This is a genomic window from Endozoicomonas sp. Z74 (assembly GCF_057680865.1).
Map to the genome: position 1 here is coordinate 21,516 of NZ_JBLYZI010000059.1, position 13,590 is coordinate 35,105.

A 13,590-nucleotide genomic window follows, 5' to 3' on the forward strand; every position below is an offset into this window, starting at 1 on the left:
TCCAAAAACCCGGGCGGTAGCGTGCCTGGCAGGCAGCCCGGTGAAAACAACAAGATCATCTTTATTGCAACGATTCACACCATAAACAACAAAGAATAAGCCCCGCTTCTGGCGGCGGCTTCATACGACATTCTTAAGACAATGGGGGAAACCATGGCCTATCCAGCGTATCTGAGCATCACCGGTGAACGACAGGGGCTAATTACCCAGGGAAACTCCACTCCGGAATCCGTGGGTAATAAATATCAGGAAGACCATGAAGACGAAATTCTGGTTCAGGCCTACTCACACCAGGTCTCTACTGGTAAAAGCGGTCAGACGGGCCTGTGTGCACACCAGCCCCTGATCATTACCAAGGAACTGGATAAATCCACACCACCACTGCTGGCGGCCCTGACCACCGGCGAAACCCTGACCCAGTGCGAACTGAAACTGTATCGCACCAGCCCACAAGGCCAACAGGAACACTTTTTCACTATCCGCCTGCACGATGCAGTGATTGTCGATATGCGCAATGAAATGCCGGACTGCCGCGCCTATCGCATTGAATCCGGCGCTGCGGCTCCCACGGAAACCCTCAAGCTGAACTACCGCAAGCTGGAATACATCCACGAAATTTCCGGTACCTTCGGTTCAGACTACTGGGAAAATGGTTATGCGGGCTGATCAGGACCGGGAGCAGCAGGAAAAAATAGAACTGCTGGAAGAGGCTTACGAGGTGCTGCTTGGTAACGCCCGTAGCCTCGGGCATCGACTCTTTGACGACCAGAACGACAGAATTAAGTTTAACCAGAGAGTTCAACGCATTGCCACCGACTTTAAAGAACAGGTTTACTCAGGTATCCGTGTTGTTGAGGACGGTATTGCGGCTATGGAGCATCAGCTTCGCTGTCTTGGAAAGCTGGAATTACTGGGTGTTCAGTTTGCTGAGGAGCTGTTCACATTTCTGGGCAGAGAGGGCCAGAGCGCTCAATCGGGAGCGTTAAACACCACCATACAGACTCATCAGGAGAGATCATCAGCCACCCCAGCAGCCACAGAACCGGCAACCACAGCTACCAGTCCTTCACAGGTGAGCACCGCCCTGCCCCCTGAAGAGGAAAATGAAGCAACGGATCAAACCGGTGAAGAAGAACGAAGGCCCTGCGTACAGAAAACGGTAAAAGTGGTGCCAGCAGTGCCCGTTGGCCCAAGGCTTGGTTTTCCAACAAAGGGGTACTTCTACCACTTTCATCAAGCCACCCTGCAAAATGAATACACCATTGAAGAAGGCAGCCATCAGTTTAAGCTGACAAAATCGCTGCCTGGTCAGGCCAGTGACGAGTTGATTCATGAAATTGAGCTCTATACACGCTGTGACTGGGAGGCCGCGAAACAGCAATATGTGCTCTATCGCTCTAACCGGATGACCACAGAGGACTTCAATAAAGTGGATGAGACCTGGTTGAAAGAAAATGCTACAGCGATCGATCAAACCAGGTTGTATGAATCGGTAAACGATGAACTACTGAGTCGAGAGGTGATAACACCCACTTATAAGGTGGTTGCTGGAGATACCCTGTCAGGGATAGCGAACAAACACGATATCAACCTGGATGAACTGGTTGAATCAAATCCAAAGTTCAAGGCCAATAGGGACAGTCTGGCTATTGGAGATGCATTAAAGCTGCCGTTGACAACCGACAAGTCTCTCCCCCCTGAAGAACCGGGGGCGATTCAGAAAGGCGGCAATGTCTGGTATGAGTCCGATAAGGCCGTTCTGGTTAAAGATATTATTCCGATTTCTGAAACATCCGTGTCCTCTGATGCCATTGTGATTAATGTCGATGACTCCAATGATATTAAGTGGCTGACGGTTCCTAGAGGTCAGCTGACGTTTGATGCTGAGGGCATAGAAGACAAGACTAAAAAACTATTCTCTCGCAAACCACACAGGCCTAAAACTGATTACAGTGGCGTCACAATTGGCCGAGGCTATGATGTTGGTCAGTTTAGTGAAACCCAGATAGAAGAGACATTGAATACCATTTCTGACTTTGCTGAGCCGATAGATTCACGTCTGCTTGAGTGGCTGAAGAGAGGCGCATCTCTAAAAGGGGATTCAGCACAAGCTCATATGAATACATTTGAGAACGAGGTTCCTGAGGCAGCTCGTGAAATAACAAGGAAGCAACAATACCACCTGTTTCAGTGGGTATATGCCCAACAAAAAAGAGAAGTGGAGCGTATCACTCAGAGTAACAGCGAAACCTATGGCAGTGCAGACCTGGATACCCTGGACCCACCACTGGTTGATCTGGTGGTTGACCTGAAGTTTCGCGGCGACTACGACACTAAATCAAGGCCATATATTCAGAAACGGTTTGTGGAGAATGATATTGAGGGAATAAAAGCTGTTATTGCGTCTGAAACACTCTGGATAGAAAAGAAACTCCTAATAAATGGAAATGCTGTAACCCTCACACCCCTATTTAGTAAGAACGGGAAAGATGGTATTCCAGGGGATCGATACAAACGAAGAATACATCACATGTCTGGAACCGATAAGAAATATGATGGCAATATAACTATTACTGACGCTCAAAGGTGGAGTGTCATAGATGAGAGCTATCAAAACTTCTTCAGCGGCTGGAATAAAGACAAATTCCAGAAAGAAAAAAAAGTTCAAGAAGAATTTGTTAAAGAGGTAAGCAATGCGTAGCATACGTTTTATTCTATTAATCATGACCACACTGTTTACACCTTATTCTTTTTCCGAAATACTGAGCGAATCAGAATGGAATGAGGTGTTCGACGGAATGAATAGAGTTGAAGGTAACTTACCATCAGAATACTGGAAAGCTTTTGAAACAAAAAACTTTGCTCATGGCGTTAGCCTCTATTCGGGATTTGGGTTCAAAAACAAACCCAAAAGCTCTAAACCAATAAGTAACTTCGACACATGGTTTAAAAAACAGTTTATGAATTTTAAACCAGAGAAACTAAATGAAGATCGATATTTAGCATTTCCTAAGGCTTTGCAAAAAAAAACAACGATAGATGATACCTATAAATGGCTTTATGTTCAGATTCCAAACTGTGGAACAGGTATAAATTGCATTGTTGTTATAGCCACATTAATAGGAACTGATAATAAAAAACACCATCCATTCTACCTTGTAACTTTAGATAGGCAGGGCGTTAAGGATGCTATTGTAATCAGCATATTAGAAGAGCTAAGCAACCAATATTTCACAACCTATCAAGGTGTTGGTTATACTGGAGCCACATATTGGGAGCCTGCATTCACCCCTAAAAATGATCAAGTATTTTTCCCGGTAGCACTCAGTAATGGTTGGACTGTTGCTAGACATGAAGAATGGGTACAGCGCTATTACGTCGTTAACCCAGGAGGTGAAATAGAATTAAAGCTACAAGAGTGTAAAGGGTCTTACCCCTATGAACACTTAACCAGTGGCAAAGAAATCTTTGTTGAATCATGCCGGAAAGATTTAACAGTGCAAGCAAAAAAATGGCTGGACAAATAAAAATACTGGTCTGTAAGTTGAAGTAGTTAAAACTTAACCTGACAAACACCTTCTTAAAAATCATTAACCATCAGGTCAAGCCTGAGCTTCTACCCATACCCCAGATAATTAAAGAGTGAAGCGCTGGAAACGGAAAGCCCTGCACAACGCTCCGCCCCCTTACTACTGACTGTCTTGATTGAACCCGGTGACCAAACGTGCCCACTGATACTGTCCCCACAGGCCACCAGCCACTGGATGGCCCATTTGAGTACCCCGTCAAGAACTACACACTGTTCCAGGCTGTGGATCAGTCCACCCGGTGGCTTCAGCAGCATAACCCGGGTCTGTCCGAGGAGGAGGCGTTTGACCTGATCCGGTTCCGCGCCAATCCGTCTCTGGGTTTTCCCGGCAGTGATGTAGAGTCCGTGCGCTTTTACTACCAGCGCAACCGGTTAATGGCGGAAATGATGATTAACCTGATGGGGTTGCACGGTGCCAGTTCTCCCCTACCGCCCTGGTACACCGAAGCCGCGGTGGGCGATGATCCCAATGCCACGCGTATCCGGGATTTTCTGGATCTGTTCAATCACCGCCTGCAGCGGCTGATCCATTCGGTATGGCTGAAATACCGGTACCATGTCGCCTTTCGCAGCGGGGCCGACGATATTTTCTCAGGCCGGATGTTTTCCATGATCGGCCTGGGTCACCCGGACCTGCGCACCGACACCCGCCTGAACTGGCGCCGACTGCTTCCCTATCTGGGTCTGCTGAGCCAACGCTCTCATTCCGCGGCCCTGATAGAAGCGGTGTTGCGATACTACTTTCAGCATCGGGATATACGCATCGAGCAATGTGTCCCCCGGCACGTTTCCGTGCCCTTATCCCAGAGAAACCGCCTGGGACAGCAAAATCACCGGCTGGGTCTCAACCTGGTGCTGGGTGAGCACATCCATGACCGCAGCTCCAGCTTCCGGATTCATATCACCAACCTCAGCTGGGAGGACTTTGGCCGGTTTCTGCCCGGATCAGAAGGCCATGCCACCCTTCACGAACTGGTCCGATTTACCCTGAAGGACCCTCTGGATTACGACATTGAGCTGACCCTGCGAGATGACGCCGTTAAACCCCTGTCCCTTACTGAAGGCAACCCCTGCCGGCTGGGCTGGACCAGCTGGCTGGGTAAACGACAGGACTCTTATTCCGTACTGATTGCCGACTCCAACTCAACCGGTTGACGTTTCAGCCATCCCTGCGAAAGGATTCTATTGCCCATGAGCAGTAAGAACTTGCAACACCTGATCCAGTCCCTTGATAAGGAAACCCGAACCGCCCTTCAAGTGGCCGCCGAGCGCTGTGTCGCCCGGGGAGGTTCTGAAATACTGATTGAGGACATGCTTCTGGCTCTGCTGGAACCGGAAAACGGATTCTTCAGTGCCGCCCTCAAACAGTTTGCCATCCAGCGTGAAGCTCTGCTGAAAGCCCTGCAGCCCATGGCCAGTGGCCGCAGCGCCGAGAGCAAAAACCCGGTGTTTTCCCAGCTGCTGATCCAGTGGCTGCAGGAAGCCTATATGCTGGGCAGCCTTGACTTTCACCAGGACGAAATCATCACTGGCAGCCTGCTGCTGGCCATTCTCGAAAACCCCGGCCGCTATGCCCACACCGACTACTATCAGGCTCTGACGGAAATGCCCGCAGACCGCCTGCGGCAGCTGATCGAAGGTCTTCTGGAGTCCCACACCAATGGTCAGCCCGCTCCTGGTGGGGATGATCCGCTGACCCAGTTCACCGAAAACCTGACCCTCCAGGCCCGCAACGGCCGGATTGACCCGGTACTCTGCCGGGACAATGAGATCCGCCAGATGATCGATATTCTGGCCCGCCGTCGTAAAAACAACCCCATCGTGGTGGGTGAGGCCGGAGTCGGTAAAACAGCCGTTGTGGAAGGACTGGCTCTGAGCATCGCAGAACAGCGGGTGCCGGACATCCTGAAAAATGTTGAAGTGCTGTCACTTGATATGGGCCGCCTGCAGGCGGGTGCCAGCGTCAAGGGTGAGTTTGAACGACGCCTTCGCAGTGTTATTGATGCAGTGAAAGCCTCCACCCTGGACATCATTCTGTTTATTGATGAAGCCCACACCCTGATTGGTGCCGGCAACCAGGCCGGAGGGGGCGATGCCGCCAACCTGCTGAAACCGGCCCTGGCCCGGGGGGAGCTAAGAACGGTAGCTGCCACCACCTGGTCGGAGTATAAAAAATACTTTGAAAAAGACGCTGCCCTGGCCCGTCGCTTCCAGCCAGTGCAACTGCTGGAACCCACTGTCGCCCAGGCTGTCACCATTATGCGTGGGCTGGCGGATCACTACGAGCAGGCCCACGGTGTTTTCCTCCGGGATGATGCGGTGGTTGCCGCAGCCGAACTGTCCGCCCGCTACCTTACCGGACGTCAGCTGCCGGACAAAGCCGTGGATGTGCTGGACACCGCCTGCGCCCGGGTTCGCATCAGCCTTAACGCCCGCCCCGCTGTGCTGGAAGACACCAGCGGACAGATTGCCGAGCTTAACCGGGAGTTGCAGGCCTGCCAGCGGGATTATGATGCCGGGTTGCACAGCGAGAGCGACCGTCTGGAGAGCCTCAGGGCCACCCTGGACAGCCTCAAAGAGACGGAAACCACTTTAACCCTGCAATGGGAAACCCAACGGGAACTGGCCTCTCAGATTCTGGAGCTGCGCCAGACCATGGCCGACGAGGAGGATGACAGTGAGCAGGAACGGATCCGGGAACAGCTGGATGACCTGCAAGCGGCCATCATAGAGGCACAACAGGAAAACAGCCTGGTGCATTACGAAGTGAGCCCAAAACTGGTGGGTGAAGTGCTTTCCCACTGGACCGGTATCCCACTGGGCTCCCTGGTGGAGGAACGCTCACGACAGGTGCTGTCTTTTCCGGAACGAATGAAAGCCCGCATCAAGGGTCAGGACCATGCGGTAGAGGCCCTGAACCATGCCATCCGTGCTTCAGCCGCAGGCCTGGAAAACCCCAATGCTCCGGCGGGGGTATTCCTTCTGGCAGGCCCCAGCGGAGTGGGTAAAACCGAGACCGCACTGGCCATGGCCGACCTGCTCTACGGTGGCGAACGTTTTCTGACCACCATCAATATGTCTGAATTCCAGGAGAAACACACGGTATCCCGGCTGATCGGCTCCCCTCCAGGCTATGTGGGATACGGTGAAGGGGGTGTATTGACCGAGGCAGTACGTCAGAAGCCCTATTCCGTAATACTGCTGGATGAAGTGGAAAAGGCCGATCCGGATGTCCTGAACCTGTTCTACCAAGTCTTTGACAAGGGCGTGGCCAATGACGGCGAAGGCCGGGAAATCAATTTCCGCAATACCCTGATCCTGATGACCACCAACCTGGGGGCTGACACTCTCTGTCGTCTTTATCAGGCGGGTACCGAATCAGAAACACTGCCGTCGCCGGAACAACTGGCCCAGGCTATCCGACCGGAACTGAACCGTCACTTCAAACCCGCCCTGCTGGCTCGCATGACCCTGGTTCCCTATCTGCCCATCAACCCGGATGTGATGCAACTGCTGGTAAGGCTCAAGCTGCAACAGCTGGGGGACCGGCTGGCCCGGCAGAATCGAACCCTGCACTGGAACGCCCCCCTGGAGCAGGCCATTGCCAGCCGTTGTACCCAGGGTGAGACCGGGGCCCGAAATATTGACTACATCATTAACGGCAACCTATTGCCCGTGCTCTCTGAACGACTTCTGTCGGCCATAACCACCGGACAGTCGGTCTCCCACGTCCATATTCTCCTGGCGGAAGACGGATCCATGGATTTCGAGTTTACCGGTGACCCTCAGGACGACGGGGATAACAGTGGAGGGGATACATGACAGTAGCCCAAAACCTTGCGCTGCATTCGGAAAGCTTTCTGGAGATGCTCCGGATTCAGGCAGAACAGAGCAGCCATGACCAGCTCCTGCGGCAGACCCTGGACCATTGCCAGTCTCTGGGCCGCTCAGAGCTGGTTCAGCTCTACCTGCTGGATGACAGCCTCTCCAGCCTGTGCCGCAGTGGCCAGTGGTTGAACGGCAGAATCAGTCAGGCGGACGGTCTGGTCAAACCCCTGAGGGAACAGGGTGATTGCCCCCTGTCCCACTGCCTGATCAGTGGTCAGGCCCGAACCCTGCCCCTGCAGACTTTTCAGGAGGCCGACCGGACGGATTTCCTGCCGGAAATTTCCGGTACAACCTGGCAGGACCTGACAGTTGTGCCAGTATACGGTGCGGGAAAAAAGGTGGCCGGGGTTCTGGTCATGGGCAACGCCTTTCAACCCCTGACAGCCCTGATCACACGGCAGCTACAGCACATTGCCGGATTTTACCTGCTCCAGACCCGGCTGCTGAATACCCTGGAGGAGCGGGTAACCGTTAATACGCCGGAACCCCAGCCAGGCCAACCACCAGAAGATAACCCCTGGCGGTATCGACTGGCCGGTAACAGTGAAGCCCTGCAGGGCGTCCGTCGCCTGATCTCCAAGGTTCTGCACAACGATGCAGCGGTCCTGATTACCGGAGAGACTGGCGCCGGCAAGGAACTGGTGGCCAGAGCCGTGCATGACTATGGCTCCCGCCGAACCCAGCCCTTTGTCGTACAAAACTGTGCCAGCCTGCCCGAACACCTGCTGGAAAGTGAACTGTTTGGCTACCAGAAAGGCGCCTTTACCGGCGCTGACCGGAATTATCCAGGCCTGATTTCCACCGCCGAAGGGGGCACTCTGTTCCTTGACGAGATCGGAGATATGCCCCTGTCACTCCAGGCCAAACTGCTGAGAGTCCTGCAGGAGAAAGAAGTCCGTCCCCTGGGCTCGACCCGGTCGAAACCGGTGAATGTACGGATCGTCGCCGCCACCCACCGGGATCTGGAGAAAAGGGTTGAAAGTGGACGCTTCCGCCAGGATCTCTATTACCGCCTGGAGGAATTTCCGATCCCGCTGCCACCGCTTCGCTCAAGGGAAGACGACTGGCAGGTACTGGCCACCTTCTTTCTCAATGAAATCACCGGCCACAACCTGCCCCTGGACCACTACCTGCACCGGGACACCATCTACTTCCTGAACCATTACCCATTTCCCGGCAATGTCCGGGAGCTGAAAAGCATGATGCGCAGAAGCCTGATGATGGTGGACAAAGACGAACCCATCCGGGTGGAGCATCTCAATATCGGAGACCGCTCACGGGAAGTGGAAGGCAGTGACCGTCCGAACGCCTCTCACAGGCTGGAGATTCAGTTGCCTCTGACCTGCTCCTTTAACGAATACATGGAGCAACTGGAGGTGCAGCTGATCAGTGCCGCCCTGTCAACAGAACGGGGAAGCCAGGTCAGGGCCGCAAAACTCCTGGGAATCAGCCGCGGCTCCTTTGTGTACCGCATGCGAAAACTGAAGCTGCAGCCAACCGCAGCCCCAGCCATTAGCGAATAAATAACGAATAACGCCATCGATCAGCCGACGCTTACCTTGATTTTCCATTAAGACCGCTGGATGACCACCATGAAACACCTGACCGGAAAATGGCTGTTGCCATTACTCATACTCCCGACCCTGGTTGCCTGCACCAGCACCGAACATTACCGCTATGTGGGCCAGAAAGCCCCCGGCGAGCAGAGCGTAGAAATACGACACAAAAATGATACGTCCCAGCCCGGTGAACAGCAGCCCGTTGAATTACGAACCGAGGAAACGCACTGATGCAACTTGCCCTTGACATCATTCATGCCGCCCATTGGGATGCCGACCTGCGTTCATCCCATACTTTCAACGAATCTGGCGGGTTGATCGGCCGGGGACAGGATACCGACTGGTATCTGCCCGACAACCGGAAGTGCCTGTCCCGGCACCACGCCCGGATCAGTTTTTCCGAAGGCGCCTTTTACATCACCGACCTGAGCCAGAATGGCATCACCCGCCTTGATCCTATCACCCGTCTCCCCAGTGGTGATGCCGTGAAAATCGACCATGGCCACAGCTTCCGTATTGGCGAATACCGCCTGCGGGCACGACTGCTGCAGGATGCCGAAACCTTCGAACCCGAAGTGGGCCAGGCCAGAGACAGCAGCCAGCTGCTGATTCCCGATGATGACTTTCTGCAAACCGATCCCATTGCCGCCCTGAAAGACAACCATGACAAAGCATTAACGGCTCTTCTGGATACCAATACTCAGCCCCCGTCTGAAATTGCCAACTCCCCGGTGACAGAAAGCCGTGACTCCATGGTGGAACGGATTCAGCCACCCAGCCTGATGGAAGCCAACGCCACAGAAAACCCGGTCACTGACGCCCTCATACCGCCAGAAAGCAGCCCGCTGAGCGGAGCTTCAGAGCCCGCGGATCACCAGGCACTGGACGCCTTTTGCCAGGGGTTGGGCATTGAGTTGTCAGTCCTCACTCCGGAAGAGCGGACGGAATTGATGGGACAGCTGGGCCATGCCCTGAGGGTCGCCATCAACGGTATGCAGCAGGCACTACGTACCCGCAGCGAGGTCAAGAATGAACTGCGCATGTCCATGACCACACTGAAAACCGAAGGCAACAACCCTCTGAAGTTCACGTCCGATGCCAATCAGGCTCTGTCACTGATACTGGACCGCCAGTCCGGCTACCTATCCCCGGCCCAGTCATTCCGCAATGGTTTCCGGGATCTGCAGGCACACCAGGTGGCAGAGCTGGCGGCCACCCGGGCGTCCCTGGACAGCTTGCTGGAACAGTTATCCCCCCGCAGCCTGGTCTACCGGTTTGAACAGGAAGGAGCAGGCCGCTGGGGCAATACCCAGGCCCGCTACTGGAGACAGTATCAGGCCCTGCACCAGTCCCTAAGCGATGATCGGGACTGGCGGGCCAGCCTGGTGAGCCGCGACTACGCCACCGCCTATGAAGAACAGGTACAACTGCTTAACGCCGCTTTCCAGGATCTTGAAAGCTGAGGGAGAATCATGAAAAGAACACTGACTGTACTGATCACCTGCCTGGTGATGGCGGCCTGCTCCAGCACGCCCGATCCCACCCTGGTGGACCTGACCCTTCAGGCCACCGGGCAGCAGAACCCGGATGCCCGTGGACGACCGTCGCCCATGGTGATCACCCTTTATGAGCTGGCCTCAGCCACCGCTTTTGGCAATGCCAGCTTCTTTGAGCTCTATCATCAGCCGGAGAATGCCCTCGGTCCAGACCTGCTGGCCAGCGAACGTCAGGTGCTGCGCCCCGGTGAGCGGATGCAGCTGCCCCTGAGAATGCGCCCGGAAGCCCATTACCTGGGTGTTACTGCCGCTTACCGGAACCTGGAAGAAAGCACCTGGCGCTATACCCTCCCTCTTAAGCCGGAGGAAGGCCAGCATTTTGAACTGGAGATGACCGGCAACGGCATCATCCGCATTAAACGCATTTCTGCCCCGAAAACCCCTGGCCCCCACGCCAGTAATGGAGGTCAATAAACATGGATAGTGTCGTATGGCAGGAAGGCATGCTGTTGCGTCCGCAGCATTTCCAGCAACAGGACCGTTACCTGCAGCACCAGATTCAATTTCGCACTGCCGAGCTGCAGCGCAACCAGTGGGGACTGACGGATCTGGAGATCAACCGCCAGTATCTGAAAATGGGAAAAATCACCCTTAACCGGGCCGCCGGTGTCCTGCCGGATGGCACCCTGTTTGATATCAACCGCAGCAACAGCAAACCGGTGATCGAAGTGACCGAGGCCACCACCGACACGCCAGTCTACCTGACCCTGCCAGTCAGCTCAGACAGTCGCCTGGAAGTCCGTGGGAGCGATCAGCAGGATGTGATTTCCCGGTCCGTCGCTTATGAGGCCTCGGTGTTCGACACCTGTTCAACAGCCCGGCAGTCGTACAGTATTGCCTGCAGCCGACTGGATCTCCGTCTTCAGGCAGGTGCCAGCGACGATGCTGGATGGGTTCGTATCCCGGTTTGCCATATCCAGGAGGCCACCCCGGAAACCGGCATTATCCTGGACAGCGATTTCCAGCCCACTTACCTCAATGCCAGCGCCTGTGACCTGATCACCAGTGCCCTGCAGGAACTGACCGGCCTGGTGGAGCACCGCAGCCAGCAGGTGGCGGAGCGCATTCGGTCCACCGGCACCGTCAGTGGCACCGAGGTGGGAGACTTTCTGATGCTGCAGGTACTGAACAAGACTCTGCCCCGGCTTAAGCACTGGTCCCGGACCAACCCGGTACACCCGGAAACCGTCTATCTGGAGTGCCTGGGTCTGCTGGGGGAGCTTTCTACCTTTTCCAGCCAGCGTCGCCTGACCACAGAATACCGATACCAGCACCATGATCAGGGCAATAGCTTCCGAGCCTTACTGGCCGACCTGAGAGGTTTCCTGAGCCAGGTGCTGGAACAGCATGTGGTGGAATTGCCCCTGCAAGATAGAAAATACGGCATCCGTGTCACCACCCTGGAAGACAAATCCCTGGCCACCAGCGCCACTCTGGTCATGGCCGCCCGGGCGGGCATCAGCACCGAGGCCCTACGTTCGCAGCTGCCCGCCCGGCTAAAAATCGGTTCGGTAGAGCGCATTCGGGACCTGGTCAACCTTAACCTGCCCGGCATCTGCCTGAAACCGCTGCCCATCGCCCCACGACAGTTGCCGTTTTACTCAGACCACGCCTACTTCGCCCTGGAACTGGATCCGGATGACCAGACCTCTCTGAAAGATTCCGGCGGCCTGGCCATTCACGCCTCCGGGGATTTTTCCGGGCTGGCCATGAAACTCTGGGCCATCCGTAACGAATCGGACCAGACAGAATCAAAATAGTGCCGATCCTACTCACCCTTCAACAGTGCAGGAGTGTCCGGTTGTTCTGAACCACAACCCCCCCTGCCCGGACAGACACGAGGCTTACCATGCCAAAAACCGTTACCAATGGTGCCCAGCTGAAATGTTCCGGCGGCTCCGCCCCCGGCAGTTTGATTGTCACCTCTTCCACCGGAAAATCCGACGGTAACCTGATCGCCACCATTATGGACCACGCTCCGGGCAGCAACATCACCCCCTTCGGGTCCTGCGGTCTGCAATACAAATCACCGCCCTGCAACCCGGCCACCAGCAGCCCCTGGAGCTGCCGCAACTCAGTGATGATGGATGGCAAACCCCTGCTGACCAAGGATGGTAAAACCAGTTGTGATATTGGTGGAACCATTACCATCAGCAGCCCAGGGCAGTCGTCGTCCAAAGCCGGTATGGGTCGGTAGAAAGGGATTCTGCTAGCAACTTTCCAGCAGTAGGAACATCTTGCAACGAACATGAAATCTTACGAATCCGCCAAGATTAAGCTCTGCCCTTCAGAACATGCGCTGGCCACCCTACGATTCCACTGCAGGGGAAGATCTGCTGGATAAACTCCGGTTGGCTCTGAAGGCCGAACACAAAAATTCAGGTAAAGAACTATGGTATTTATTAGTCAATAACATTCGTATACAAGTTAATGGCTGCAAATTCCCAGTTGATAACCCAAAAGTCATACAACCATGTTAACTAAAAATGAAGGACAATCGAATGAAAAGGAAGTGCATATGTAACCTTCATTATATTTTCTGGTATTTATACGAACGAATTGAAATTTAATGATGATTTAAATCTTGTTAATTGGCTTGGTTGTGTATAGACCAAACCATTCAAAGCATTAATCCTACTTGGAACTGGCAAAGCTATTTCAATTGCAATTGGAGCAGTCTTCAAAACTGAAGAATCGCAAAGCTACCTGGATACAAAAAAACGAATACTGGAATACTCAAAATATTTGAAAGGCTTTGATAAATAATAAAGCTTGCCCAAATGGGTCTGATCGGCGCTGTTCAAATTAAATGTTGCTAACATGGTCTATACTCCCTGAGCATGAGAATTGTCGTGTAAAGTGGAGTTCCAGCCATGAAACCTCAGCAATTCCAAGACATCCTGAAGTCCATACCCATGATGTCCCCAGAGCAGATCGGTGTCCTCCATAAAACTCTGCCGCCCTCACCCATTGCCGGTGATGCACAAGGTATTTCCGG

Annotated in this window: 11 protein-coding genes; all 11 read left to right on the forward strand. The window is 53.9% G+C overall.

The annotated features are described in order from the left end of the window. The first annotated feature begins 153 nt into the window (after positions 1 to 153). The 11 genes from ACNRUY_RS16530 to ACNRUY_RS16580 all read left to right on the forward strand — a co-directional run bounded on the left by ACNRUY_RS16530 (position 154) and on the right by ACNRUY_RS16580 (position 12,789). Entirely contained in the window at positions 154 to 666 is a 513-nt protein-coding gene (locus tag ACNRUY_RS16530; RefSeq protein WP_488112752.1) for an Hcp family type VI secretion system effector, read from the forward strand. Beyond that, positions 656 to 2,701, forward strand: a complete 2,046-nt coding sequence (locus ACNRUY_RS16535; protein ID WP_488112753.1) for a LysM peptidoglycan-binding domain-containing protein — start codon at positions 656 to 658, stop codon at positions 2,699 to 2,701. The genes ACNRUY_RS16530 and ACNRUY_RS16535 overlap by 11 nt, the downstream gene beginning before the upstream one ends. Further along, positions 2,694 to 3,527, forward strand: a complete 834-nt coding sequence (locus ACNRUY_RS16540; protein ID WP_488112754.1) for a hypothetical protein — start codon at positions 2,694 to 2,696, stop codon at positions 3,525 to 3,527. Before ACNRUY_RS16535 ends, ACNRUY_RS16540 begins: the two co-directional genes overlap by 8 nt. Positions 3,528 to 3,724: 197 nt before the next feature. After that, complete coding sequence (gene tssG, locus ACNRUY_RS16545; protein WP_488112755.1) at positions 3,725 to 4,744, forward strand: type VI secretion system baseplate subunit TssG; 1,020 nt, start codon at positions 3,725 to 3,727, stop codon at positions 4,742 to 4,744. A gap of 36 nt (positions 4,745 to 4,780) precedes the next feature. Continuing rightward, positions 4,781 to 7,411 (forward strand): type VI secretion system ATPase TssH, encoded by a 2,631-nt coding sequence (gene tssH / locus ACNRUY_RS16550; RefSeq protein WP_488112756.1) that lies wholly within the window; start codon positions 4,781 to 4,783, stop codon positions 7,409 to 7,411. Continuing rightward, a complete protein-coding gene (locus ACNRUY_RS16555) occupies positions 7,408 to 9,000 on the forward strand; it encodes a sigma-54 interaction domain-containing protein (RefSeq protein ID WP_488112757.1) in 1,593 nt (530 codons plus the stop codon). The genes tssH and ACNRUY_RS16555 overlap by 4 nt, the downstream gene beginning before the upstream one ends. Positions 9,001 to 9,069: 69 nt before the next feature. Then, a complete protein-coding gene (locus ACNRUY_RS16560) occupies positions 9,070 to 9,267 on the forward strand; it encodes a hypothetical protein (protein WP_488112758.1) in 198 nt (65 codons plus the stop codon). After that, complete coding sequence (tagH, locus tag ACNRUY_RS16565) at positions 9,267 to 10,499, forward strand: type VI secretion system-associated FHA domain protein TagH (RefSeq protein ID WP_488112759.1); 1,233 nt, start codon at positions 9,267 to 9,269, stop codon at positions 10,497 to 10,499. Before ACNRUY_RS16560 ends, tagH begins: the two co-directional genes overlap by 1 nt. A 9-nt stretch (positions 10,500 to 10,508) precedes the next feature. Further along, positions 10,509 to 11,006 (forward strand): type VI secretion system lipoprotein TssJ, encoded by a 498-nt coding sequence (tssJ, locus tag ACNRUY_RS16570; RefSeq protein ID WP_488112760.1) that lies wholly within the window; start codon positions 10,509 to 10,511, stop codon positions 11,004 to 11,006. 2 nt (positions 11,007 to 11,008) lie between these two features. Continuing rightward, positions 11,009 to 12,352, forward strand: coding sequence for a type VI secretion system baseplate subunit TssK (gene tssK, locus ACNRUY_RS16575; protein WP_488112761.1), 1,344 nt, complete (start codon positions 11,009 to 11,011; stop codon positions 12,350 to 12,352). Between the two features lie 89 nt (positions 12,353 to 12,441). Next, complete coding sequence (locus tag ACNRUY_RS16580) at positions 12,442 to 12,789, forward strand: DUF4280 domain-containing protein (RefSeq protein WP_488112762.1); 348 nt, start codon at positions 12,442 to 12,444, stop codon at positions 12,787 to 12,789. Positions 12,790 to 13,590 lie beyond the last annotated feature (801 nt).